Origin of the sequence: Enterococcus sp. DIV1094, from assembly GCF_017316305.2 — a bacterium.
GTDB lineage: Bacteria > Bacillota > Bacilli > Lactobacillales > Enterococcaceae > Enterococcus_B > Enterococcus_B mangumiae.
Window position 1 is genome coordinate 1,259,605 of record NZ_CP147250.1, and the last position, 25,702, is coordinate 1,285,306.

The following is a 25,702-nucleotide window of genomic DNA, read 5'->3' on the forward strand; positions in this document are numbered from 1 at the left end:
TTCTATTGGCAGGTTGATTCCTCTAGGTAACCGATCAGTGTTTCAAGAATCGCCATGGCAGGCAGTTGGCTAGTCAAATCAAGAAAGATATCTTTGCGTTCTTCTTTAATGGCATAGTCGATCGAATAATCACATAACTGTGCCAATGAACTTTCCTTATGCGCAGTAATACAATATTTATGCACACTATCAGCATGAGCTAATCCTGAAATGACTTCGATCAGTTCTTTTGTTTCACCTGAAACACTCAAAAAGACCAATGCATTTTTTTGATCCTTACGCAAAAAACTACGAATGGGATAAGTCAGTTCATCTAAACTGATACAAAAATAACCAATATTTGCTAATTTTCGTGCGACATATTGTGCTAATGCCCCTGAAGCCCCCATGCCCATAAACAGAATAAAATCCGCTTGCTGCAATGTTTTTGCCATTTTTTTGATTTGATATTCAATGTCGGGATGAAAAATCGTCATGTTCAACTGACCGATTCGTTCCTCTAGCTTGACTTGTTTTTCATCTGTTTCATAGTGGGCTTTTTCTAAATGATTTTTGATATAAAAACGAAACTCCGGAAATGAATCAAAGCCAACTTTTTGGATAAAGCGAAAGACTGAGGTCGAAGAAACATGCGCATCTGTCGCGATGTCTCGTACCCGCATATAAGGTATTTTCTCGAGGTTATTAACGATAAATCGATAAATCTCTTGTTCGACAGAAGACAATTTATTTAAGCTGAGATTTTCAAAGATAGCCATGTGTTCACCTCAAGATTCTTTTTCTTTAGAGTATAGCATGATGAGAAGGGATTTTGTAAGAATTCTTGAAAGGAGATAAGACCTATTCACTAAATCGATTCTCTAATTTCTGTTGATGGTGATGAATGATTTCTTCAAAGGTCAGTCCATATTTATCAGCAAGAATCAGCACATTATCCAGCACATCGCCCAATTCCTCCATCAGATTTTCTTTGTAAAATTCGGTTGTTTGTACAGACTCATCCGGGCGATCTCTGCCGATTTCGAGGCTTCGAACCGCTCTTGATACTTCGCCAACTTCTTCTGTTAAAAAGCCGATACGGATAAATGGATCATAGTCGTACCAATTTCTTTTTTTATAAAATTCAACTACCCATTTATTATAATCTTTGATGTTCATGTTGAGGATAACCACCTTTCAATTATATAATAGCATAAGCTGGAAAAAACTTGGGAGGGGTCACAGAGATGAACGTTGCAGTATATTGCGGAGCAAGTAAGGGGAATTCCCCAGAGTATGAACGAGTGACGAGAAAATTAGGTGAGTGGATCGGCAGTAATGAGTATCAGTTAGTTTATGGCGGTGGCAATGCGGGCTTGATGGGGATCATTGCTGATTCAGTGCTTGAATCTGGTGGGAAAGTAACAGGGATCATGCCGGACTTTCTAGCAAAACGAGAACTCGCTAAAAAAGATGTCACCTCTTTGATGATCGTTTCGACCATGCACGAACGGAAACAAAAGATGATTGAATTATCAGATGTCTATATCGCTTTACCCGGTGGACCTGGAACGGTTGAAGAGATTACGGAAGTGATTTCTTGGGGAAGGATTGGACAGCATGTCAATCCATGTGTGTTGATGAATCATCAAGGTTTTTTCGATCCACTGAAGCAACAGTATCAAGCCATGGTCAATCAAGGCTTTTTGACTAAAGAAGATTTCGATAAAATTTTGTTTGCGAACACACTGACAGAGATTCAGCCGTTTGTGGATCAGTATGTTCCACCGAAAATCAGGGAGTATAAATAGATATAGGAAAGTATTCAGCGCACAGTGGACAAAAGAAACAGTAGAAGGCTATACACGACTCGTCAATCGTTGGAAACCAAACCAAGTCATTCACACAGAAAATGATTTAGGCTATTTAGAAGCTAGTGCGATTCATTCTGGCGCATGGAAAAGCCAATGGTCACTAAAGTAAGCGAACAATCGAGATCGTTTTAGTCAAAACAGCTAGGATCAACGTGTTTTTGTCACGGTGATCCTAGCTGTTTTTTTAGCAACAAGGTTTTTATGTGTAGCGATGGATCAAGAACTCCATTAAATTTAAAGTATTTCCAAAAAAGTAGTTCAGAGTTTGATTTTCATAATCAACGCCCGTGTTTTCACGATCCACAATAAAAGATAAGTCACTCTGTTTCGCATAACTGCTATTCTTTGTGGCGGTTATTGCAATAACATTTCCACCATAATTTTTACATTCTTTCATTTTGATCAATCCTCGTTTGTTCTCTCCAGATTGGGAAAAGATAATCAGAGTATGTGGTGTTTCGTCCGAAACGAGGCTGATTTCTACTCCTTCAAGATCAATGGCATAAACTTTTTTCAGCAGTAATTTTCTATACGTATAGTCAACTAAAAATTGACAGAAACCTTCTCCAAATAAGTAAATTTTTTTTGACTCGAAAGCTTTTTCGAAGTAATGGTCGATGACATCCCAATCTTGAAGTGTCTGAACAAAAGGTAATGGCGTTTCTTGCTTTTTTTCAACGATAGAAAATTCAGTTTTTAAGAAAAAGATCAGTTCTTTGTAATTATTGAAACCCGCTCGTTTTGCTAAACGGCTAATGGATGATTGGGAGGTAAAATTTTCTTCGGCAATTGTTTTTATTTCACTGTTTTTTTTGTTTTTCACTCGCTCGATCATACTTTCGATGATTTGTTCATCTTCACTTCGTAAATTGCTATTGGGAAATAAACGATTACAGTAATAAATATTCGCCATAATTCTCCTCCTTATCTGAAAGTACTTTCAAAGTAAGAAAGTTCAATCATCTTGTCTTAAAAGCGTTGTATGCGCTATCTTGGTAAATTATACTACATACATAAATAAAGTAAATAACTTAGTGAAAGTAATTTCTTTAATGAAAGAGGATTGACGATGAAAAAAATTATTATCAACGCCGATGATTTTGGTTACTCGCCAGCGGTGAACTTGGGTATTATTGAAGCTTTTCAAAATGGCGTACTAACTTCCACTACCTTGATGGCCAACATGCCTGGTAGCGATGAAGCGATTCAATTAGCCAAGAAGCATGCTGGGCTTGGTGTGGGTGGGCATCTTGTGTTAACTTGCGGAAAACCTATGCTTTCAAGTAACTCTCTTATTGATGAGCAAGGAAACTTTTTTAATTTGAACGAATACCAAGAGAAGCGAAATGAAATGGAGGATGCGGAAATATTCGAGGAATGGTGTGCACAAATCGACTATCTTCTGAATAACGGCGTGAACTTGACCCATTTGGATAGCCATCACCATGTGCATACGTTTCGTGAGAACTACGAAATTACAACAAAAATTGCAGAGAAATATCAATTGTGTTTTAGAAACGCATTTGGACTGGAAGAACAGCTAGCACTTCCTTGTCAAAAAGCAATCACTGGCTTTTTGGACTTAATGGATCATCAAGAAATCCGAAATTTAGACGCTACCTTTGCCTCGAGAAAGAAAGAATGCCTAGCTGAGATACAAGGCGTTTTAAATCAAGTTGAAGAAGGACAAGTAACAGAGCTGATGGTCCACCCAGCTTATGTGGACGAGATCCTTTATTTTCATTCTTCTTTCAATGTGCAACGAGTGAAGGAAGTGGCGATTCTCTGCTCAACTGAGTTAAAGCAGGTATTAGAGACACAAGATTTTACCATGTATCACTATGGCAACATCCAGTCTTGATGATACATGTTCGATTGGCTGAAAGCTGTAAATTATTCGATAAAGGAGTAGAAAAAGATGCGGGAAAAGTTTATGAAATCAGCAAGTATATTTTCAAAAGCAATTATCCAACCAGTCATGTTTATGGCTGTCACAGGTATCATCCTTTCGGTCTGTGCCATTCTTAGTCTGGAGATGATGCCGACGTTCTCAAAAAATGTGGGCAATTTTGTTTATAGTATTTTGTCCGGAGGGATGATTGGTCAGTTAAGTGCCATCTTCTGTGTGGGCATAGCAGCGGCTTTGGCAAAACCAAAATACAAAACAGATGCGGCGATTTTAGGGATCATCACTTACTTATTGTTTCTTTATGCAAACAATGCTTGGCTGACAGTGACCAATACATTAGCTGAGGCGGGGGATCAAGGGTTATACGGAACCGGACAAGGAATGGTGTTTGGTATTCAAGTCACAGATATGGGCGTTTTTCTAGGGATTCTTCTTGGCGTTTTTGTTGGCTTTATGGTGAATCGATTTGGCGAGATCAAACTACATAAATATCTTTCGCCTTATTCAGGTACAAAGTCAGTCTATATCTTGATTCTCTTTGCGACGATCTTATTTGCAATGGGTATCACTTACATTTGGCCGATCATCAATCATCTGGTTGAGGCAGTGGTAGGCACAACGACTACCGCGGGTGCTCTTGGCTTTTTCTTCTATGGGTTCTTAAATCGGATGTTGTTACCTTTAGGATTACATCATTTTCTATGGATGCCGCTATTTTATACACCGCTGGGGGGAACAGCAGAAATTGCTGGAGAAATGTACAATGGGGCATTCAATATCTGGTTAGCTGAACTAGGAAACGCAAGTCAGATTACGTCGATGCATCCATCAATTGGTTACTTAGCCAACTTTGGTTCGATTTCCTTACCGATTGGTATTGCCTTTGCTTTATGGAAAACAGCGAAACCGGAGAATAAAAAGAAAGTTGCCGGCATTTTGATTCCAACAGTCACTACGGCTTTTCTAGCTGGTGTAACAGAACCATTGGAGTTTCTATTCTTGTTTTTATCACCTGTTCTATGGTTCGCTCATTCCGTTGTCTATGGGCTAAGTATGTTGATCACGAACTTAGTAGGTATCAGTATTCAATTTGATACAGGAATCAATATGATTATCAATAGCTTCGCCTTTCCAGCACATTTAGGGCGACAATATTTGATTCCGCTCGTATTTATTGTCACAGCAGCATTGGAATATTTTGTATTCAAAACACTTATTGTAAAACTGGATATTCCGACATTAGGGCGAGAAAAATCCGAAGATGTAGAAGAATCGTCTGAAGAGGGGGACGTTGAACAAACGATGGATCTACCAGTGGTAGCTAACACTTTCGATCCACAAATCCAATACATCGTTGCAGGTCTAGGTGGGCCTGAAAATATCGCAAGTATGATGAATTGCTATACTCGTCTGCGGGTAGATGTGAAGGATGAGACAAAGGTAGACATGGCTATTTTAAATAATAAAGTGAAATCATCGGGAATTGTCGATAAAGGCAAACATATACAAATCGTCATTGGTATGGGCGTCGAAAAAGAGCGAGAAAAAGTCGAAGATTATTTAAATTATTTAACTACTACGCAAGCACAGTAAAAGAAAGTTGGAGGAACAAATCAATGGGAAATAAATTTGTCATGATCGGTGGCGGTTCCACGCAGTCACCAGGTATTTTAGAAGTATTGCGAAAACGTGCGGAAGAATTGAATTTAAGTGAGTTGGTCTTATACGATAATGATGAAGAACGCGTATCATTATTGGGACAATACACAAAAATGTACTATTATGAAACGGGTTCAAAAGTAAACGTCTCTTTTACTACGGACATTGACGAGGCGTTACAAGGTGCAGATTTTCTATTTATGCAGATTCGTCCAGGTTTGAATAAGCAGCGAGCAATTGATGAAAAAATCTGCTTACGCAATGGAGTCGTGGGGCAAGAAACTTGTGGCTTAGGCGGTTTTTCATTTGCGTTACGTGTGATACCTGCCGTTTTGGAGATTATTCGCAAAGTGAAAGAAATTTGTCCAGAAGCTTGGATCTTAAATTATACAAATCCTGAAGCGATTTTGTCTGAAGCGATTTATCGCGAGTTTCCTGATGCGAAAGTATTGTGTATTTGTGATATGCCGATTTCGATCGAGGGAGCGATTGCCAAGTACTTCAATAAAGATTTGCGAGATCTGACATTCAAGTATTTTGGACTTAACCATTTTGGTTGGTGGACGAATGTCATCGATGAAAAGGGGCAAGATCTATTACCAAAACTACGAGAAGATGTACTAAGTGGAAAAATCGATACGTTATTGATGTCTAATGATGAGACGGTCGGTGATCAATATTGGATCGACACCTACAAACAGATGATTCGTTTATTCAAACGGTTCCCTGATTATTTCCCGAATTGCTACTTACAGTACTATTTGACACCCGATGAAATGGTGTCACATGATGATCCTACGTTTACTCGTGGTGATTATGTGATGCAAGGACGTGAGAAGCGTATTTATGAGGAATGTCGTAGAGTAATTGCTGCGGGAACAGCTAAAGATTCCTCCTTACATGCGGGGGTCCATGGTAATTATATTGTTGATATTGCCTATGCGATCATCCATAATACGAGAGAACGTTTTACAGTCAATAAAAAGAATCACGGGGCGATTTCAAATTTTGATGCTGAAGCGGTGATCGAGACACCCGCTTATGTTGGCGCAATGGGTGCTGAAACAATCAATATCGGTGAGATTCCGACGATGCAAAAAGGCTTGATGGAGATGCAGAAAGCTTACGAAAAATTGACAGTTGATGCCGCACTTTCTGGTTCTTATCAAACAGCATTAGAAGCAGTGATGCTGAATAAAACCATTCCTGATTATCAGACAGGTAAAAAAGTATTGGATGAATTGTATGAAGCGAATACAGCGTTCTGGCCGACTTTGAAATAAATGATAAAAGCAGAAAATAGTTTGTTATATTTTCTGCTTTCATTTTTGACTAAAAGAGTTCTATTAGTTCTTATTTAGTTGATATTTATAAATCTTTTAATAGTAAATACGATGTCACCATAGTAAAATATCGTGACATTTCTGGTTATTCTTGGTAAGCTATATTTATCAATTCAACAGAAAAAGGTGATGAATCCGGCATATCAGATGTTATAAAATCAGTAACATGGATATGACTGGAAGCGAGTAAATAAAATCAATTCAATAGGTAAAAAATTGAGCTGAGATCCAGCTTTATTTAGCGTACCTATGTATTTGATTTTATTTTACTCGCATCTTCGCCTTATGCAGGGAAGCCGTAGAGTAAAATCTACGGCTTTTTTCTTTTGTTTGAATTTATAAAAAAGAATGAGGAGATGGATACAATGATTGAAACACTTTTAAGCAAACCAACACTTTATCAACAAACGAAAGGAGCTTTTTGGGATGATCGGCACATCTCGAAGCAAATGCTTCAAGCACACCTTGATCCTGAATTTGAAGGGGCAAGTCGAAAAGCCCAATTCATCGATGAATCTGTTCGTTGGATCAATCAAATGCTCAAACCAGAAGACTATCCGACATTACTGGATATCGGCTGTGGTCCAGGGATCTATGCAGAAAAATTTAGTCAGTTAGGTTATCAAGTGACGGGGCTTGATTTTTCTAAACGATCCATTTCTTACGGTAGAAAATCTGCGGAAAGCCAACACTTACCGATCACTTACCATTATGCGGACTATTTAAAGATGGATTTAGGCAAACAATACGACATCATCACGATGATCTATTGTGACTTTGGCGCATTATCAACGAGTGATAGAAAAAAATTATTGGAAAAGATTTATCAGCATCTAAAACCAACCGGAAAAGTTTTATTGGATGTCTTTTCTATGGCAAGCTATCAACTGTTTGAAGAAAAACAAGTATGGGATACTTGTCCAGACGGAGGTTTTTGGACAGCAGAACCTCACGTTGCATTGCAGTATAATACAAAATACAATGAACGAGTCACTTTAGAACAGACAACGATTCTTACTGCAAATGAATTCAAAAATTATTATTTGTGGATGACGTATTTTACAAAGGAAACGTTGCAAGCCGAAATGGCGGCTTCGGGTTTTGCTGTCTGTGGTTTTTTTGGTGATGTAAAAGGGACTGACTATGAAGAGGATTCGCCAACGTTAGCAGTATTGTTAGAAAAGAAAGGGTAACGAATTTCTTTTGAATTTGAAATAGCAAAGATCGTCCTTAAGAGGCAAGTAGAAATCCCCAAAAATCTTTAGTTTGATTTTTGGGGATTTCTTTTTTGCGGAGATTTGTGATCAGCATGATTCGATCGTCTCAACATGAGAGGAGATTTGAATGAATTTATTGGCAAAATTTTTATTCTCCTTATCATGGGAGGTGAATAAAATGATTTTATTCTTACGTACGTCAATGAGTGTTTTGAAGATAGCATCCGCAGAGTCTTTATCAATACTACTCGTGCTTTCATCTAGAATCCAGATCCTGCTGTCTTGGAGCATCATACGGGCAATGAACACGCGTTGTTTTTCTCCGCCAGAAAGATTTGCGCCATTGTCAATGATCAAAGAATCCCAGTCTTTATTTTTAAAAATCGGTGCAAGCAGGGATGAATTTCTCAGTTCTTCTTTTTTTTCATCTGAAATCGGCTGACCGAGAGTGATGTTGTATTCAAGTGTATTTGAAAAGAGCAGCGTGGTTTGAGAAAGATAAGTCATCTGTTCTCTGATGAAACTCAAGTCCAGTTGTTCAATCGGCAACTCATTGATAAAGAGATCCTTGCTTTCATAAAAACCTAAGATTGCTTTTATGAGGGTCGATTTTCCAGAACCTGAAGGACCTTCGATATAACAAATATCGCCTAAATGCAACGTTTCAGTTAACGATAAATGGATTCTTTTGGCATTTGATGCCATCGTGATTTGCGGATTGGCAAATCTGATGCTGGTGATCTGATCGATGGCTGTGCCAGAGGACCTCTCTTGGTGTAATTCTAAGTTTTCTTGAACAAATTGTTGATTCGCTACGACCGTTCGATAATCGACATTGATCTTTGATAAATCAGAAAGTGCCGTGAAGAAAATAGGCATCAAAATACTGACGACCATCATATTGTTCAACTGAAGTTGCTGATTATAGACTAAGTAGCTGATCGTGATAAAAATAATATTTTGTGAAAGCTGATTGATAAATGAAACCGTGTAACTAGTGATTTGAGCGAATTTATTTGTTGCTGCCAAGCTTGTATACATATTTTTGAGTGTATTTGAAGTTAGTTGTTTGACGGTATCAAAGCTAGGTAACATCTTAAATTGTTCTGGATTACCTAAGAGCAAAATCAAATCTTTTTGCGCATGAGCATTTTCATCTTGCATCGTTTTGATTCTTACATTCAGTGTTTTATTAATAAAGAGATAAGAAAAAAGATTAATTGGGATCAAAAGAAGAGTGATTAGGAAGATAACTGAATCGAGTGAAAAAAAGATACCTAACACAATGAGAATAGAGATGGCCGATTTCAGTACTAAAAAGAAACTTGTTGTCATAAACAGATAAGTCGTATCCACAATTCGAAACATTCGACTGACTAGATTTCCTGATTCTAACTTGATGTATTTCTCAAATTTCAAGGTATATATGTTAGCTAATAAATCAAAAAATGAGTTCAAATTGAATTTTTTTGCAAAATTTTCTCGATAAATAATCAAACCAACTTGAAAAATATAAGAGAGTGACATGGCACCGATTATTAGGAAAATAATAGGAAAAATAGCATTAATTTCATAACTATTGATACTATTTAAGATAAATGGCGCAATCAAAGTGGTTAGTACGGTTACTAAGACTAATAACATTGATATAAATAGGTAATTATAACCTTTTCTTGTGAGAAACTTCATTTTTTATTACACTCCTTGAGTACATGATTGACAAATGATTATAAAGAAGATTATACTTTATTTAGGAAAAAAAGTGAATATCCCGTTTTCTCTTTTTTTCATAGTTTGAGGTTATGTAATGTACAGAGAAACTGTTATAAAACTTAATGGATTATCTGTTGTTCCATGATCTTTTGCTGACGTTCGTCATCAATACATAAAATAAAGGAGGGGTGCAAATGTTTAAAAAACCTGAGTTGAAGAAAATTACAGGTACTTATGCCGCACCATGTTCTTGTGGTATTATCGCAGGTCAAGGATCGTAAGTGAGAATGAGACAAGGTCAACCTGTCTTGTCTCGAGAAATAAGCTGAGGATTACGAGAATTGTTTGTGCAATTTTTGTAGTTCTCAGCTTTTTTGAAAGGGTTTTTATTTCCAGTGTTCGCCGTTTTTAGAAAGGAAAAAGCGGGTGAGTACTTATTTTACGTGGTAGAAATGAGTTTTTCGGCTTAAAAAATGAGGTGATCTTATTCGAATCAATGATAATCTTTATGCCTATCAGTTCAATGAAGAATTTATTGTACATAATGTCTCGCGAAGTACGTGGATATTAGTGGATCAAGAAGAATTAAGCAAAATAAGAAAGCAAGATTACATGAATTTAAGAACAGCAACTCAAAAAAAGATGAATCTTTTTCAAATCCTTTTAGATGACCCATTAGAAGTAGAAAAAGCTACCTATACGATACCGGAAACCGCTTATTTGGTGATGACACATCGTTGCAATTTGAAATGTGTTTACTGCTATGCGGAAGCCAGTCCTGAAAAGGAGTACGAAGATAGTTTAAGTTTTATTGAATGGATCGATGTACTCAATCAATTGAAAGATTGTGGCGTGAAGAATATTGTCTTCACTGGAGGGGAGGTCGGTTTAAGTAAAGATGCATTAAAATATATCGACTATGCCAAAAAAATTGGTCTATCTATCGGCTTGATCACCAATGGCACATTGTTACGAAATGCCAATGATGCAGCATTTTTAGCGGAACGATGTGATTCGATCACCATCAGTTTAGATTCGATCGATCAAGTGGAAAATGACAAAAATAGAGGAAAAGGCTGTTATCGCCTCGCAATGAGAGGAATCCAAAATCTATTGAACTTGAAATATCCTAACATTTCAGTCAATACGATTATTACAAATAACAATTTTGAGAAGATTGACGAAACCATTCACTTTTTAAAGAAGAATCATATCAATTATAAATTAGGAGGCTTCAGCGAGCTAGGACGTGCAAAAATGGCAGAGATTTCCTTGACTGAGAAGGAAAGAGTGGCAATCGAGTTAAAAGAAAAGAACGAGACCCGCTCTCCTTTTTTAAAACCTTTTTCAATCAAGGAGTCATGCGGTCTGGGTGTTGGAGAATTTGCAATCAATCCTGTAGGCGATATCTTTGCCTGTAAGCTTTTAGAAACCGCTGATTACAAACTGGGAAATATCAGGGAAAAGCAACTTAGTGCTATTTTTGATGAAGAGAACATTGAATTGATTCGCTCTCAAAGCATTGATCGATTATCAAAATGCACCGACTGCTCATTCCGATATTTATGTGGTGGCGGATGTCGAGCGCATCATTATTATGCAACGAACGATATCCATGGTGTAGATGATGCGGAATGTACCTTGATCAAGGAAACCTTAAAGCATCAAATGGTTCGCAGCTGTACCAATGAATAACGAAAAGAGTGAGAGATATGAAACTTAGCGAGAATATCACTTATGAAAAAATGGGTAATGATCTATATATCATGATTGAAGATGAACGTTTTATATTGGACAATGAGGTATCAATCGACGTGTTTGATTTGCTAAAGGATGAGTGTACAAAAGAGAAAATAAAAGCCTTTGTGCGAAATAAATATCGTCTAGATCAAGAATTTACAGATGCTGAAAAAGATGGGTATGTAGAAGAATTTTTAGCTGTACTCAAGATGAATGGAATCATTACAGAAACTTGACCATCGTTTAATCGAAAAAAATAAGCAGAAGCCCATAAAATCGTTGGGCCTCTGCTTATTTTTTTCGAGGCAGAACAGTTTTGCTCTGACCTCTCTTGTGGCTACTAAATGTGGCACGTCATGCACATTATATGGATGCCATACACTAGAATTACTTCCCCAAATAATTTTTAGTGCTACTTCTTTTCATCCATATTAGTTGTATTCGGATAGTCTTCATTCGCTCGTTTATCAACAACCTGTTTTTTTGTTACAATATAAGATAACGAATAAATCAATATTTTATAACTTATGTAACTATCCGTTATCCAGAGTATAGCATCTTTCGCTGATGTACATTTACTTATTTTTTTCTAATTGAATAAAAATAGGATAGGGAAAAATTCTTTTTGTAAAAAAATATTTATATGTTAACGATACAAAAAACGAAAACAAATGAGTAGAAGGTTTGCGATCTGTTTGTGACAAGCATCATCGTATTTTTCAATTTTTAATGGTACAGAAATAAAAACAGATTATATTTATTGGTGAGTAAAAAAGTTGCTTTTTGCTTCCATTTAATGGATTATAAAAACAGAAGATTTTGCATTTGCCTTGCTTTTTTATAAAAGTAAAGCAATCTTTGGTAAACAGTGGAATTGATACAGTTTTTTTCTTTGTATTAATTTTGGGAATTGCTTTATAGACTGGAGGAAAAATGTGATTGAGCTAGTAAATGTGTCGAAGCAATATGATAAGACCAAGTCGCTGCATCAAATCAGTTTTACAGTAGAACAAGGAGAAGTGATCGGGATCGTTGGTAAAAGCGGTTCTGGCAAATCGACTTTATTACGCTTATTGAATTTGATGGAAACGCCTACTGAAGGCACGATCAAGCTAAATGGTGTAGACGTCCAGTCGTTATCAAAAAAAGAATTACGGCAACAGCAACAAAAAATAGGCATGATTTTTCAACATCATAATTTGCTTGAAAACCTACGTGTCTATCAGAATGTCGCACTTCCTTTAAAACTGCAAAAAAAGAAAAACCCTAAAAAAATCAATGACTTATTAGATTTTGTTGGGATGAGTCATAAAGCAGATAGCTATCCGGTCAAACTCTCTGGTGGCGAAAGACAACGGGTTTCGATCGCAAGAGCATTGAGTAGAGATCCGCATTTGTTACTTTGTGATGAGGCCACCAGTTCTTTAGATGAAGAAAATACAGAGAGTGTCGTTCGTTTACTACATAAAACACACGAAGAGTTCCAACCGACTATTTTTTTTGTTAGTCATGAACTTGAAACCGTTAAACGCTTATGTAAACGAATCTTGGTCATGGAGAATGGCCATCTGATCGGTGAATTGACGAATGACCCGCAACAGTATGAGGAAGAGGATCTAACCTATTTTGAAAAAATAAAAAGGAGTTTGTCTGATGAACCTACCAACAGCACTTATTGAATATTGGCCGTCTTTAATCAATAGTTTGAAAGAAACTGGCATCATGATGGCTATTTCCATGTTCGTTTGTGTGTTGGGAGGATTGCCAGCCGGCTTGGGCTTGTACTTGACGAATCCTAAGGTCAGAAGGACAAAAGGGGCCCATCCTTGGTTATACTGGTTACTCAACTTCATCGTGACTGTCGTTCGCTCGTTTCCTTACCTCCTGTTAGTGATTGCTTTGATCCCAGTGACACGCGCGATTTTAGGAAGGGCGTTTGGTCCAGTTCCTTCATCCATTCCTCTGAGCATTGTCGCAGTAGCGATTTTTGCTCGTTTAGTTGAACAAGTATTGTTAGATGTACCTGAAGAAATCTATGCGCTGTCAAATTCATTAGGTGCCTCTCGTTTTCAATATATCTGGCATTTTTTATTTGTGGAAGCACGAAGCGGCTTAGTGTTAGCTTATACCACGACGACAGTCAGTATGATTTCTTTTTCCACTGTCATGGGCGTCGTAGGTGGCGGCGGAATTGGGGATTTTGCTGTACGTGTTGGTTATCAACGGTATGAATATGGTGTGATGTATGTTGCCATTGTGATCATGATCGCTTTGGTCTTCATTTTGCAAATGTTAGGAAATTTTGTTGCACAATCATTAGATAAACGAAAGTAGGAGAAAAATCATGAAAAAGTTTTATTTATTCACGTTAGCTTTAGCAAGTGTCCTTGTCTTAGCAGCCTGTGGGGGAAGCAATGAGACAGAAGAAAGCAAGAAAGAAATCACTGTAGCCGTGCAATTGGAATCATCAAAAGATATTTTAGAAATTGCCAAAAAAGAAGTAGAAAAATCAGGCTATACGATCAATATCATGGAAGTCAGTGATAACGTTGCTTATAATGATGCGGTGCAACATAATGAAGCAGATGCAAACTTTGCACAACATGAGCCATTTATGGAACGCTTCAATCAAGAAAAAGATGCGGATCTAGTAGCCGTTCAACCAATTTATTATTTTGCCGGCGGGTTTTATTCCAAAGAATATGATGATGTGAATGATTTGCCAGAAAATGCGAAAGTGGGCATCCCTAGCGATCCAACAAATGAAGGTCGTGCGTTAGCGATTTTGAATGAGAATGGCATTATTACATTGAAAGATGGTGTCGGCTTTGATGGGACAGTAGCAGACATTGTAGAGAATCCTAAAAATCTTAATTTTGAAAGTATTGATCTTTTGAATTTGGTCAAAGCTTATGATGAGAGTGATATCGCTATGGTTTTCTGTTATCCAGCTTATCTAGAACCAGCAAACTTGACGACAGCAGATGCTTTATTACTAGAGGATGAAGAAGCAAGCAAACATTATGCATTGCAATTAGTTACTCGAGAAGAAGAAAAAGACAGCGAGAAAATCAAGGTATTGAAAGAAGCAATGACAACACCAGAAGTCGCTGACTATATCAAGAACAATACAAAAGGTTCAAATATCCCAGCATTTTAAACAACGTGCGAACTATAACAAATAATGATGTAAGTAACAGCGTGGCTTGTTATGTACAAATGAATCGTCCTTATTGGGTGATTTCTATAATCAAAGTGAAAAAGATACGACATTCGGTCGTATCTTTTTATTTTATCTGAAAAAATATATGGACCAATTTACATGATAAATCCGCATTCTTTTGGTCAGTACGCATTGTTTCTTCAAGTTATTTTACAGTAGGCGTTTTTATTTTTTTGTTATGTATCCAAAAATATATTTTTTCAGAAAAAAATGTTTTTTTATTGTCTAATTTTTCAGTTAGTATTTTTAGAGGGCGAGATAGATTATGTTTTACAGTTCACTGTATAACGAACTATTCGCTACAAAAAAATCTATAAGGAGCTTGAGATGAAAAAAAACAATTTGAAAAAAATTGCAGCAGCAAGCATGTTACTACTTACATTAGGAGGACCAGCGGTAACATTTGCGACAAGTCAATCAACAGGTGACTTGGCCAGTATCAGTAGTCAGGTAGAAGAGCAGTTAGCAATTAAAAACGGCGATTTCAATGATGGATTGAACAACTGGATCGTATCGAATCCAGGGACACAAAATCCGAAGATCGAAGAATTAAATGGAAATAAGTACGTGGTCGCAACATATGGAGAAAACATTCATCAATATTTGACATTGAAGCCAAACACGACCTATACATTTGGTTATGATGTCGCAGGAAGTGCTGATTTCCCAGCGAAAGTTGAATTCGGTACGATGAATCATGATGAAGGATTCGTTTCATTAGAAGAAACAGCCCACAACAACGAGAACTGGACACGTAGAGAATTTACGTTTACGACACCTGCAACAGAAAATACATACATTCTTCGTTTTTCTTCAACAGGAAACGGTTGGGCAAAATTTGACAATATCCAAGTAGAACCAGAAAAAACAGAAACGAACTTATTGACTTTAGGTACACAAGATCGTGAAGCGTATGCGTATTTAAACTTAGATTCAGAACGTTTTAATAGCTCAGAAAGATTGATGGTCTACGTGGATGGCCGCTATCATTTTGAAACATACAAAGGCAAAGCTTACTATTCCTTCACAAGTAAAAAGGATGGCGGAACTCAAGTCCGTCGTAGTATTTCCGGAGTCAAAGGACAAGTGATCGAAGTATATACTGCACCAAACTCACCTGGTCATAGTTCAACAGGCAAGCGTTTATTAGAGTCGATCACGTTAGAAGAAGATTTAGCAGTTGACACTTCTTTATTAGATCATGCGGTAAAGAACATCAAATTATCAGGAAGCCGACTAGATATTGATTTCGATCGTGCAAGTTTTGAAGGAAAAAATCGAATGATGATCTATAAAAATGGCAAATACATTGCTGAAGTCTACAAAGGCAAAGCATACTATTCATCTGTACGTGAGAAGTTAACTGATAGTATCAAAGTAAGTAAATCTTCTGATTTTAAATCCGGAGATGTGATTTCAGTGGAACTACGCAGCGGCACTCCTGGTGGTTCGGCTAAGTTGATCCAAGTATTAGCAACATTTGAAGTAGAATAGAGAAAGAGTAGTGTCTTGTCCTGAGCCGTAAGCTAGAAAATTGAAAAGTATGTTTATCTTTTATCATTTTTTCGTTTAGTGTTGAAGGTCAACTTCTGGCACACCGTTTATTCGGTGTTAGGTGGGTGAAACATATTCTTAAAATAAGGCGGTAGCTATGAATTCTTTCATGGTTACTGCCTTATTTTTTGATTACTTAGGAGAAAATGTAGCCGTCATGTAATTTTCAGAGAATACCTCATTTACTCGTGCGTTTACCTGAGATACGTTACAATGTTATTGTAATGAAAAAGGAGGGCGTATGGTTATGAAATCTTCAATGGTATTAATTATGGTAGCTGTATTTATTCTTACTGGATGCGGTGGAAAAACAAATGATGAGAAAAGTGCTTCTTCAGACTATTCGACAGAGGAAACACAGGAAACACAGGAAACAGCTTCGTCGTCTCAAGCAGCAACGAGTGAATCTAGCAGTCAATCGGCTGAAATTTCTACTAGCACTAGTTCAACCATCACGACAACAACCTCTTCTGAAATGATCGAAGAGACAAATCCCTTAGCCGGTTATACGGATGATCAAATCGAGTATGCCAGAGTTTGGTTGACGATCATGGGAACCAACTACAAGTCTGATCTCGCGAACAATGAATTTGAGCTTAATGTCCGACGTGCGCCAGCAGGATCACCGATCAATCCTTATGATGAAAGTAGTTTGACGTTTCCGAATGAGACAGTCATGATATCAGGAAAATATGGCTATCAAAGTGGTATCGTTTACTCCAGTAATCACGATGGCTCAATCACCTACTATCCTGTACCAAGTCATTTCCAACAGCCAGATGATCAAGCTATTTTGAAGGAAGAAGAACAAAATATACTCAATAATGCACAACGGATAAATATCCCTACCGGTAATCCTGAAGATATCAAGGAATTGATCCGTGTGATGAACATCGAAAATTAATGTGTCACTGGAAGCTTGAATTTGATTGAACGAAAATCTTGACTATTCGGGTTAAGTAAATCACGTAGATAATAGTATTCGATATTAATTGTTTGAACGTTAGTGTTTTTCATCTCTTCGTCTAATACAAAGTAAGCTTGGACAACTCCTGTAGAGCCTATTTCCAAAGCATCAGTTGCCGGCTGATCATCTGGTTGGTTCTGTAATGTAGGATCGACATGGATATTATCTTCTGTAGTGATCTCAAAGTTTCTGTAAAACTTCGAACCATTATTAAAATCTTTTACTGAGTGATTGGTCATGCGAATATCAAGTCTAATGATAGTATCCATAGGGTAAGCTAAGTACTCTTGTTCTTGAATGATATCATTAGCTTGGGCACTGGCTTTGATAATTTCGATCGTAACTGCAGGTTTTCCATTTAAAGATATCGTGGCTGGATCGTTTAGTCCGTGAATCGTTGTCGTATCGTTTGATGGTTCGCTCTTTGAGTCCGAGGGATCAGACGATGGTGTAGATGATTCCGTGGCAGTCGTTTTGGTAGTAGTCATTACTGAAGATTTTGTGTGTGGCATCGTGTCATTTATTGAATGGCAACTTGCTAACGTAAACAAAAAAAACAAGCTACTAACTGCTAAAAAAGCTTTATTTTCCATATACACATTAACTCCTAATTGATAAATATAGTATGAACACACATTATTATAACAACCGATATTTTAAAGTAAAGAAGAATCTAGAACGTTATTTATGGTAAGAAATAGCAACAAAATAAATAGCGACTCAAAAACTTGAAAAAAGTTTTGAGTCGCTATTTTTTGTATTCAGCAACCATTTGTGAGATTTATCCTAGTTTCTTCTACTGCATAAATAGAAAATAATCTCACATACTAGTGAACTCGCGCATTTTTTTCCGATAATTTGACGGAGTCATTTGTGTTTCTCGTTTAAATAGGCTAGTGAAGTAATTAGGATCATCGAAACCGGCTTCCAATGCAATATCGATAATTTTCAAATCTGAATGCAGCAGTAAGTACTCTGCCTTTTTGATTCGCATTTGATTTAAATACGTAAAGAAGGTCATGCGAAAATGTTTTTTAAAAAAGCGACAGAAATGTTCTTTACTGTAGCCGATATGACTACTGATTGCTTCAAGGGTGATCGTACTTTGATAATTTTCTTCAATGTATAGAATGATTTTTTTGCAGCGATACGTATTGAGTTTCTTTTTACTGTCAACTAATTTTGCAGGAGTTACTTGTGTGCTGTAACGCGAAAAATGTTTGATCAGTAGTAACAATTGGGCTTTGATCGTCAGTTCAAATCGTGATTCTTTCAAGGCAAAAGTATCGATGATCGTGATAATGAGTTGTTGGATAGCTAAAATATCAGAGCAATTATTTGTAAAATGGATGGTTGATTGCTCCATTGAATGAAGTAACGGATCAAGATAGGTTTGTTGGATATGGTCAGAAATCCGACTTTCGATGAATGACGCATCAAACACGATTGCAAAAAAAGCACAGGCATTCATTTGATAATTGAGAGCTTCATGTAATTGGTTCGCAGGTATAAACAAAATATCCCCTTCTCGAACAACGTAAGATAAACCTTCTACTTTTACTTCCATGAGTCCGCGGTAGACGTAAAGAATCTCCAGCTCTCGATGCCAATGGGGATGGATCATATTTTCCTGGTGTACCGGGTGGTTCGTATAGTGAACAGCTACTGGAAACAAACTATCACCATGTTCGGTCATTTCCTTTAGCGTTGTATCAATATCTTGTTGACTAGGATTGGGGGTAAAAATATCGTTTGGTCTAAACATCACATTTCCTCCATTTTGATCAATATTACAAGGTATTTCGACTAAGATAGCGATTACATACCGTTGTAGATATCAATATAATCAATTTATGAATAAGTTGAGGAGGACAGATCATGAAGAAACAACGAGGATTTTTGGTACTTGCTTTTGCCATGTTGTTAGGAATTGCCGGCTGTGGCACGACACAAAGCGGGCGTTCAGATGATGGTAGTGTAACATTAGAGATTTTCAATATCAAGACAGAAACGGCCGAGCAAATGGATGCATTAGTGGAAGCGTTCGAGAACGATCATCCGGAAATCAAGATCAATTTGACCACAGTCGGTGGAGGGACAGATGCGACAGCAGCATTGCAATCGAAGTTTTCCTCTGGAGATGAACCAGATATTTTTATGTTAGGTGGCTTAGCAGATACACAGATATGGCAACATAAACTCTATGATCTTGGGGAAACAACATTAGCAAAACAAGCAATCGAAGGCACATTGGAAGGCGCGACTCTCGATGGAACGATTTATGGTGTCCCGATGAATATCGAAGGATATGGCTGGTTGATCAATCAAGAGATTTTTAAAGAAGCAGGCATTGATAATGATTCAATCAATACATTTGAAGCATTTGAAGAAGCTGTTCAATTATTAGATAGCAAAAAAGAAGAACTAGGGCTACAAGGCGTATTTGGTTTTAGTGGGGCAGAAACATGGGTGTCCAGTCAATATAGTTCGAATTTTTTTGCTCCAGAGTTTGATGATAGCTTAGAAAAGACCTATGAAGCGCCTGAATTAAGCGTGGATTATGCAGAACAAATGAAAAACTACACGGATCTAGTCATTGAATACAACGCACAGCCAATGGAAGCAATGGATTACAGTACGTCTGTTGAGGAGCTATTTGCGAGTGGAAAAGTCGCTATCATCCATCAAGGCAATTGGATCGTTCCAACCTTGGATAGCTTAGATGAGACTTTTACAAAAGAAAAACTAGGCATCATCCCGATGCAGATCGAATCTCCAGAAGAAAGTAAAATCGTCGCAGGTCCAGCCTGGTATTGGGGGGTCAATAAAGACAAGGACCAAGAAATCATTGACGCTTCGATCGAATTTCTAACGTGGATGTATACCGATGAACAAGCGATGACGGCAATCATTGATGAGTTTCAATTCATTCCAGCTTATACTAATTTCTCAAGTGAAGCGATCCATGATCCTTTATCTAAGGAAATCTACACCTATTTAAGTGAAGGACAAACTGTTCCGTGGGTCCACAATTCCTATCCAGACGGATATGGGCAAAATATTTTTGGTGTGCAGATCCAAGCATATGCAGCTGGACGAATCTCTTGGGAGGAATTTATCGATACGTTGCAAACCAGTTGGGCACAAGAGCGGGAGTAAGAAACAAGGAGGATTTTTATGTTAACAAATCGCACAAAAGCTTTTTGGTTATTACTTGCACCCGCGTTATTGGCGCTATCGATCGTTTTGTTCATTCCGCTACTGACAGGTGGCTATTATTCCCTGACCAACTGGAATGGCAATACGGTGGGCGAATTCGTTGGATTCGAAAACTATCTTCGCGCATTTAGTGACCAAGGATTTATCGACAGTTTACTGTTTACCGCGAAATTCTCATTTTTCAGTGTGCTTTTGATCAACGTCGTGGCGTTAGGACTCGCGATGTTCGTGACTCAAAAATTAGGCAGATGGACGACTTTTTTCCGTACGATCTTTTTTATGCCAAATCTGATCGGTGGGATCATCCTAGGATTTATTTAGCAGTTCATCTTTAATAAAGCATTTGAAAGTCTGGCAGCCATGACAGGTATCGAATTTTTTGCCGGTTGGTTGAACACGCCAGAAACGGGTTTTTGGGGACTGATTATTTTATTTGTTTGGCAAATGAGTGGCTATATGATGCTGATCTACATCTCATTTCTCAATAATATTCCAGAAGAGATTTTGGAAGCGGCGGATATGGATGGGGCGAATCCTTTACAAGTCTTTTTCCGTATCAAATTGCCGATGTTGATGCCGGCTTTCACCGTCACGTTGTTCTTGACGTTGTCCAACGCATTTAAAATCTATGATCAAAACTTAGCCCTGACACAAGGTGGCCCATTCAATTCCACACAAATGGTAGCGATGAACATCTACAATGAAGCATTTGGAATGCGAAAAATGGGGTATGCTCAGGCGAAAGCAGTGATTTTTCTCGTCATTATCGTGATCATCTCAGTGGTTCAAATCTCACTGACACGTAAAAAGGAGGTCAGCGCATGAAGCAATCAAATGTGAAACATTCACGACAGTTTAAGAAGACTTTGCTGATTTTGGGCGGGTTGTTGCTTGCTAGCTTGTGGTTTTATCCTTTTTTCTTGGTGGTGATCAATTCGTTCAAAACCAAAGCGGAGATTTTTCAAAACACGCTCACTTTACCAGCGGAACTGACACTGGAAAATTATATTGATTCATTTGCGCACTTAGATTTTTTGAAAAGCGCAGCCAATTCATTATTGGTAACAGTCGGGTCCTTAGTGTTGATCGTGTTCGTTTCTTCGATGGCGGCGTATGCCTTATCAAGAAATACGAGTCGTTTAAGTTCGTTTCTCTATTTTATTGTAGCGATCGGTTTATTGATTCCATTTCAAGGGATCATGATCCCTTTGATTTCACTTTTTGGGCAAGTCAGTATGTTGAATCAGCCTGGTTTGATGGTGATGTATCTAGGGTTAGCAACAAGTATGTCGACCTTTTTGTATTATGGTGCTTTAAGAGGTATTCCGAAATCATTAGATGAAGCGGCATTGATCGATGGGGCAAATACCTTCCAAATCTACTGGAAAGTCATTTTTCCTTTATTAAAACCTACGACGGTGACTGTGATCGTGTTGAACGCTTTGTGGTTTTGGAATGACTATCTGTTGCCTTCATTAAGTATCAATAAAGCGGGCATGTACACGATCCCTTTACGAATGTTTTATTTCTTCGGCGAATTCAACAAGCAGTGGCACTTAGCACTGGCTGCGCTAGTGATCGTCGTTTTACCAATTATTATTTTATTTGTTGTCTTGCAAAAACATGTCGTAAAAGGCATTTCAGATGGCGCAGTGAAGTAGGAGGAAAAAAATGAAATTTACAAATGGCTATTGGTTGGCAAAAGAAGGGTTTCATCTTGAACACCCGAACCATGTATATGAGGCTCAAGTGGATGAGGAAAAGCTGACGCTGTACTTACCATATAAACCGATCCACACAAGAGGAGATACCTTGAATCTAGGGATGACAACGTTGACTTTTGAGTCACCAAGAGAAGATATCATCAAAGTACAACTGGTGCATCATGACAAAGCACAAACAGCTCCTCATTTTCATCTTAATAAGCAATCGCCTTCTGTCATGATCGATACAGAAAATGAGGAAACTTACATCTTCAAATCAGGTAAGCTAGAAGCACGAGTAACAAAAAATGCAGCGTTCCAAATCGATTTTCTGGCAGAGGGGAAGTGTTTGACGTCTTCTATGCCAAAAGCGCAAGCATTGATTCAAAGCAGTGACGGTACGCAATACATGCGTGAACAGTTGTCACTAGATCCTTACGAATACGTCTATGGTTTAGGGGAACGATTCACCCCTTTTATCAAGAATGGACAAGTCGTTGATTGCTGGAATCAAGACGGTGGCACGGGGAGTGAACAGGCATATAAAAATATTCCTTTTTATTTAACGAATCAAGGCTATGGCGTGTTCGTCAATCATCCTGAAAAGGTATCATTTGAAGTCGGTTCGGAAAATGTCTCTCGGACACAATTCAGTGTCGCCGGTGAACGGCTGGAATACTATATCATCTATGGGCCAGATATGAAAACGATCCTAAAGAAATACACCGATTTAACTGGCAAACCTGCATTGCCTCCTGCATGGTCATTTGGGTTGTGGTTATCGACTTCCTTTACGACGGATTATCGCGAGGAAACAGTCATGCGATTTATTGAAGAAATGCAGACACGAGAGATTCCTTTTGATGTCTTCCATTTTGATTGTTTTTGGATGAAAGAATTTGAGTGGTGTGGTTTTGAATGGAATCATGAGCTATTCCCAGATCCCCAACAATTGATTGAAAAAATCCACCAGAAAGGGTTGAAAGTCTGTGTATGGATCAATCCTTACATCGGACAAAAAGCGGCGGCCTTTCAAGTGTGTAAAGAAAAAGGGTATTTCATCAAAGATACAAACGGTGAAGTATGGCAATGGGATCTTTGGCAAGCGGGTCAAGGGATCATTGACTTTACCAATCCAAAAGCTCGTGACTGGTACAAAGAACGGCTGAAGGAACTCATAGAAATCGGTGTCGATTCCTTCAAGACGGATTTTGGTGAACGCATACCAACTGATGTGAAGTACCACGATGGTTCTGATCCGAAAAAAATGCACAATTATTATGCGTATCTTTATAACGAAGTCGTCTTTGAATTATTAGCAGAATTACGTCCAGATGAAGCGGTCGTCTTTGCTCGTTCCGCTTCGGTCGGTTCACAAAAATTCCCAGTCCATTGGGGTGGTGATAATCTATCGGAATATCCATCTATGGCAGAATCATTAAGAGGTGGACTCTCATTTGTTTTATCCGGTTTCGGCTTTTGGAGTCATGATATCGGTGGGTTTGAAGAAAATGCTTCAGAAGACATCTATAAACGCTGGACTCAATTTGGACTGCTATCGACGCATAGCCGTTATCATGGAAACATCGAATACCGTGTGCCATGGAACTTTGGCGAAGAAGCAGCCTTAGTCAGTCAACGATTTTCAAAATTAAAAAATCGCCTGATGCCTTATATTTATGAGCAAGCAGTAGAAACAGCGCAAACAGGCATACCAATGATGCGCCCAGTGATGCTGGAATTTCCAGAAGATTATACGACACATACGATCGATAAACAGTACATGTTTGGTGAACGTTTGTTGATTGCACCGATTTTCAATGCACAAGGGCAGGTCTCTTTTTATTTACCAGAAGGACGTTGGACGAATTATTTAGATAATCGGGTATATGAAGGACGACAATGGCACACACAGACCTATGATTATTTTAATCTACCGCTTATGGTTCGCCCTAATTCACTGATCATTGAAGGTTCCGTCGACACGACCGCTGCATATGATTATACAAAAGACTTGACCGTACACGTTTTTGAACTAACGGAAGAAGTGACACAGCGAGTGGTGGATCAACACGGGATGCCAGTTAGGGCGATCACCGTTACTCCTGAAGATGATAGCTATCAGATCAAAACAGAAGGGTTAATAAATGTTCAAGTAGTATTTAGAAATCGGCAAATACCAGGAGCAAACGATCATCCGCTGGGGTCTTCAATCGTCGTTGAACACTAGAAGAGTCGTTTGGCTCAGACGACAAAAAAGACGAAACTGCAGCCTTACATCAACCAATAGGAGTCGGGAGAGTGTGCGTGTGGTTTCGTCTGTTTTGTCTAGCTATCAATGGTGGGTTAGGAATGAATGGGAAACCCCGCGGAAGAAAATTATTCTCCCATCACCATGACGTGACATGTTCGGTTTCTTACACGATTTTGATCAAAGTCTACGAAGTAAATATAGCCAACAGAACCGATCTCTAATTTTCCTTCGCTCAAAATAAAGCTTTCGCTTGCGCCGAAAAAGGAAGAGCGGATGTGAGCATCGCCATTTAAAATCGTCGCAGGGTCCGTTGGATAATTAGGATCGTCGAGGCTCATCAGAAATTCCAAATGCTTCGGTCCTGGATAACGGTAATTCGTATTTTCAGATAGTTCTCGGGGGATGATTTTATCCAAGATACGATTTAAATCTACTTGAAGAAACTCATCACCATTAAAATCGGTATCGTGCATATACTCTTCAAAAATCACCGAGCAAGTGGTGTGGGGCGATTGGACTAAACAAATACCATTCTTGATCTGGCTTTTCTCAACGATTGCTTTAACTTGTTCGGTAATATTATGATAAGACACGCGATTACCGTTTGAAGTTAAAGTTAATTGGTCTTTTGCAAATTTCATCTATTTGAACTCCTTCTTCAATTCCGCTACTTTATGGATCATATCCGTCAACGTTTGGGCAGGATCATCAGCTGCCACGATACCGCTTGTTCCCCCAGTACCATCTGCACCAGATAATAACGCTTTTTCTACGTCTTCCACCGTAGAGATTCCCGCAGCTTGTAAGATTTGGATCGTTGGATTGATCGCACGAACCGCATCATTGGTTGCTTTCATATAAGAGAGATCACTGGATTGCCCCGTTCCAATCAATTCTGTCGGCTCACAGACCATCACGTCAGGATCAAGCGTTGCTACTGCTTGCGCTTCTGCAATGGAATCTGCACAGACGATCGTCAGGATACCTAGTTCATCTGCACGTTTTACGGCTTTCGTCAGTTCGTTGACGGTCATTGGGTGTTCCGCATGATTTAAAAATGTAGCGGTCACTCCAACTTCAGCCACTGCTTCAGGAAGGATATATCCCATGCCACGTCCTACTTGAAGTCCGTCTAAATGTTGGACAGTAATGAATAAATGATTCGTTTCGTTTTTGATCCGTGCAGCATCAACATGCTGAACAGTGAATAAGATGTCGATATCGTGCGTGCCAGATAGCTCATCGGCTACTTTAGCTAAAGCAAGTGCTTGGTCGCCGTATAAATAAGCTTTTGGATTAACCACAAAGAATGGGGCACGTAAGGTTCTTTTTTGCATAATTACCCTCC

24 protein-coding genes and 1 pseudogene are annotated in these 25,702 nt (G+C 38.3%); 17 read left to right on the top strand and 8 right to left on the bottom strand.

The window, feature by feature from the left end; all coding sequences use genetic code 11:
- Positions 1-2: 2 nt before the first annotated feature.
- Positions 3-758 (bottom strand): MurR/RpiR family transcriptional regulator, encoded by a 756-nt coding sequence (locus DOK79_RS06100; RefSeq protein ID WP_206854758.1) that lies wholly within the window; start codon positions 756-758, stop codon positions 3-5.
- 82 nt (positions 759-840) lie between these two features.
- A complete protein-coding gene (locus tag DOK79_RS06105; RefSeq protein ID WP_206854755.1) occupies positions 841-1,158 on the bottom strand; it encodes a MazG nucleotide pyrophosphohydrolase domain-containing protein in 318 nt (105 codons plus the stop codon).
- Positions 1,159-1,226: 68 nt separating this feature from the next.
- On the opposite strand from DOK79_RS06105, the gene DOK79_RS06110 reads away from it, so the two are divergent.
- The gene (locus DOK79_RS06110; RefSeq protein WP_206854749.1) at positions 1,227-1,790 is read left to right on the top strand and encodes a TIGR00730 family Rossman fold protein; all 564 of its coding nucleotides are present in this window, start codon (positions 1,227-1,229) and stop codon (positions 1,788-1,790) included.
- Entirely contained in the window at positions 1,759-1,962 is a 204-nt protein-coding gene (locus DOK79_RS06115) for an RICIN domain-containing protein (protein ID WP_206854747.1), read from the top strand. Before DOK79_RS06110 ends, DOK79_RS06115 begins: the two co-directional genes overlap by 32 nt.
- Before the next feature lie 90 nt (positions 1,963-2,052).
- Here DOK79_RS06115 and DOK79_RS06120 read toward each other — a convergent pair whose 3' ends face one another.
- A complete protein-coding gene (locus DOK79_RS06120; protein ID WP_206854744.1) occupies positions 2,053-2,766 on the bottom strand; it encodes a MurR/RpiR family transcriptional regulator in 714 nt (237 codons plus the stop codon).
- 156 nt (positions 2,767-2,922) lie between these two features.
- Here DOK79_RS06120 and DOK79_RS06125 point away from each other — a divergent pair, with 156 nt between their 5' ends.
- The 4 genes from DOK79_RS06125 (at position 2,923) to DOK79_RS06140 (ending at position 7,957) form a co-directional block, all read left to right on the top strand.
- Positions 2,923-3,714, top strand: coding sequence for a carbohydrate deacetylase (locus DOK79_RS06125; RefSeq protein WP_206854741.1), 792 nt, complete (start codon positions 2,923-2,925; stop codon positions 3,712-3,714).
- Between the two features lie 57 nt (positions 3,715-3,771).
- Positions 3,772-5,355: a PTS transporter subunit EIIC gene (locus tag DOK79_RS06130; protein ID WP_206854738.1), complete on the top strand. Its 1,584-nt coding sequence runs from the start codon at positions 3,772-3,774 to the stop codon at positions 5,353-5,355.
- Positions 5,356-5,378: 23 nt separating this feature from the next.
- Positions 5,379-6,704 (top strand): 6-phospho-alpha-glucosidase, encoded by a 1,326-nt coding sequence (locus DOK79_RS06135; protein ID WP_206854734.1) that lies wholly within the window; start codon positions 5,379-5,381, stop codon positions 6,702-6,704.
- Between the two features lie 425 nt (positions 6,705-7,129).
- Positions 7,130-7,957: a class I SAM-dependent methyltransferase gene (locus DOK79_RS06140; protein WP_206854731.1), complete on the top strand. Its 828-nt coding sequence runs from the start codon at positions 7,130-7,132 to the stop codon at positions 7,955-7,957.
- Positions 7,958-8,068: 111 nt separating this feature from the next.
- On the opposite strand, the gene DOK79_RS06145 is transcribed toward DOK79_RS06140, so the two are convergent.
- Positions 8,069-9,670: an ABC transporter ATP-binding protein gene (locus tag DOK79_RS06145; protein WP_206854728.1), complete on the bottom strand. Its 1,602-nt coding sequence runs from the start codon at positions 9,668-9,670 to the stop codon at positions 8,069-8,071.
- A 636-nt stretch (positions 9,671-10,306) separates the two neighbouring features.
- On the opposite strand from DOK79_RS06145, the gene DOK79_RS06150 reads away from it, so the two are divergent.
- The 7 genes from DOK79_RS06150 to DOK79_RS06180 all read left to right on the top strand — a co-directional run bounded on the left by DOK79_RS06150 (position 10,307) and on the right by DOK79_RS06180 (position 17,115).
- Positions 10,307-11,389, top strand: a complete 1,083-nt coding sequence (locus DOK79_RS06150) for a radical SAM/SPASM domain-containing protein (RefSeq protein WP_206854726.1) — start codon at positions 10,307-10,309, stop codon at positions 11,387-11,389.
- Positions 11,390-11,406: 17 nt separating this feature from the next.
- The gene (locus DOK79_RS06155) at positions 11,407-11,670 is read left to right on the top strand and encodes a hypothetical protein (protein WP_206854723.1); all 264 of its coding nucleotides are present in this window, start codon (positions 11,407-11,409) and stop codon (positions 11,668-11,670) included.
- Between the two features lie 699 nt (positions 11,671-12,369).
- A complete protein-coding gene (locus DOK79_RS06160) occupies positions 12,370-13,113 on the top strand; it encodes an ATP-binding cassette domain-containing protein (RefSeq protein WP_206854721.1) in 744 nt (247 codons plus the stop codon).
- Positions 13,088-13,768, top strand: a complete 681-nt coding sequence (locus DOK79_RS06165) for a methionine ABC transporter permease (protein WP_206854719.1) — start codon at positions 13,088-13,090, stop codon at positions 13,766-13,768. Before DOK79_RS06160 ends, DOK79_RS06165 begins: the two co-directional genes overlap by 26 nt.
- A 10-nt stretch (positions 13,769-13,778) precedes the next feature.
- Positions 13,779-14,594 carry a MetQ/NlpA family ABC transporter substrate-binding protein gene (locus tag DOK79_RS06170; RefSeq protein WP_206854716.1) on the top strand — a complete coding sequence of 272 codons (816 nt, stop codon included), beginning with the start codon at positions 13,779-13,781 and terminating at the stop codon, positions 14,592-14,594.
- A 390-nt stretch (positions 14,595-14,984) separates the two neighbouring features.
- Positions 14,985-16,151 carry a carbohydrate binding domain-containing protein gene (locus DOK79_RS06175; RefSeq protein WP_206854714.1) on the top strand — a complete coding sequence of 389 codons (1,167 nt, stop codon included), beginning with the start codon at positions 14,985-14,987 and terminating at the stop codon, positions 16,149-16,151.
- Positions 16,152-16,458: 307 nt separating this feature from the next.
- Complete coding sequence (locus tag DOK79_RS06180; RefSeq protein WP_206854711.1) at positions 16,459-17,115, top strand: hypothetical protein; 657 nt, start codon at positions 16,459-16,461, stop codon at positions 17,113-17,115.
- Here the strand turns inward: DOK79_RS06180 and DOK79_RS06185 are convergent.
- On the bottom strand, positions 17,112-17,777 hold the full coding sequence (locus DOK79_RS06185; protein ID WP_206854708.1) for a hypothetical protein: 666 nt from the start codon (positions 17,775-17,777) through the stop codon (positions 17,112-17,114). The genes DOK79_RS06180 and DOK79_RS06185 overlap by 4 nt on opposite strands.
- A gap of 221 nt (positions 17,778-17,998) precedes the next feature.
- The gene (locus DOK79_RS06190) at positions 17,999-18,943 is read right to left on the bottom strand and encodes a helix-turn-helix transcriptional regulator (protein WP_206854706.1); all 945 of its coding nucleotides are present in this window, start codon (positions 18,941-18,943) and stop codon (positions 17,999-18,001) included.
- A gap of 113 nt (positions 18,944-19,056) precedes the next feature.
- Here DOK79_RS06190 and DOK79_RS06195 point away from each other — a divergent pair, with 113 nt between their 5' ends.
- The 4 genes and pseudogenes from DOK79_RS06195 to yicI all read left to right on the top strand — a co-directional run bounded on the left by DOK79_RS06195 (position 19,057) and on the right by yicI (position 24,330).
- The gene (locus DOK79_RS06195; RefSeq protein ID WP_206854704.1) at positions 19,057-20,337 is read left to right on the top strand and encodes an ABC transporter substrate-binding protein; all 1,281 of its coding nucleotides are present in this window, start codon (positions 19,057-19,059) and stop codon (positions 20,335-20,337) included.
- An 18-nt stretch (positions 20,338-20,355) separates the two neighbouring features.
- Positions 20,356-21,222: pseudogene (locus DOK79_RS06200) on the top strand (carbohydrate ABC transporter permease).
- On the top strand, positions 21,219-22,058 hold the full coding sequence (locus tag DOK79_RS06205) for a carbohydrate ABC transporter permease (RefSeq protein WP_206854702.1): 840 nt from the start codon (positions 21,219-21,221) through the stop codon (positions 22,056-22,058). Before DOK79_RS06200 ends, DOK79_RS06205 begins: the two are co-directional and overlap by 4 nt.
- A 10-nt stretch (positions 22,059-22,068) precedes the next feature.
- Positions 22,069-24,330, top strand: coding sequence for an alpha-xylosidase (gene yicI / locus DOK79_RS06210; protein ID WP_206854700.1), 2,262 nt, complete (start codon positions 22,069-22,071; stop codon positions 24,328-24,330).
- 149 nt (positions 24,331-24,479) lie between these two features.
- Here yicI and DOK79_RS06215 read toward each other — a convergent pair whose 3' ends face one another.
- Together DOK79_RS06215 and DOK79_RS06220 are read right to left on the bottom strand one after the other, a co-directional pair.
- Positions 24,480-24,995: a YjbQ family protein gene (locus tag DOK79_RS06215; RefSeq protein ID WP_206854698.1), complete on the bottom strand. Its 516-nt coding sequence runs from the start codon at positions 24,993-24,995 to the stop codon at positions 24,480-24,482.
- Entirely contained in the window at positions 24,996-25,691 is a 696-nt protein-coding gene (locus tag DOK79_RS06220; RefSeq protein ID WP_206854697.1) for a triose-phosphate isomerase, read from the bottom strand. It abuts the gene before it with no gap.
- Positions 25,692-25,702 lie beyond the last annotated feature (11 nt).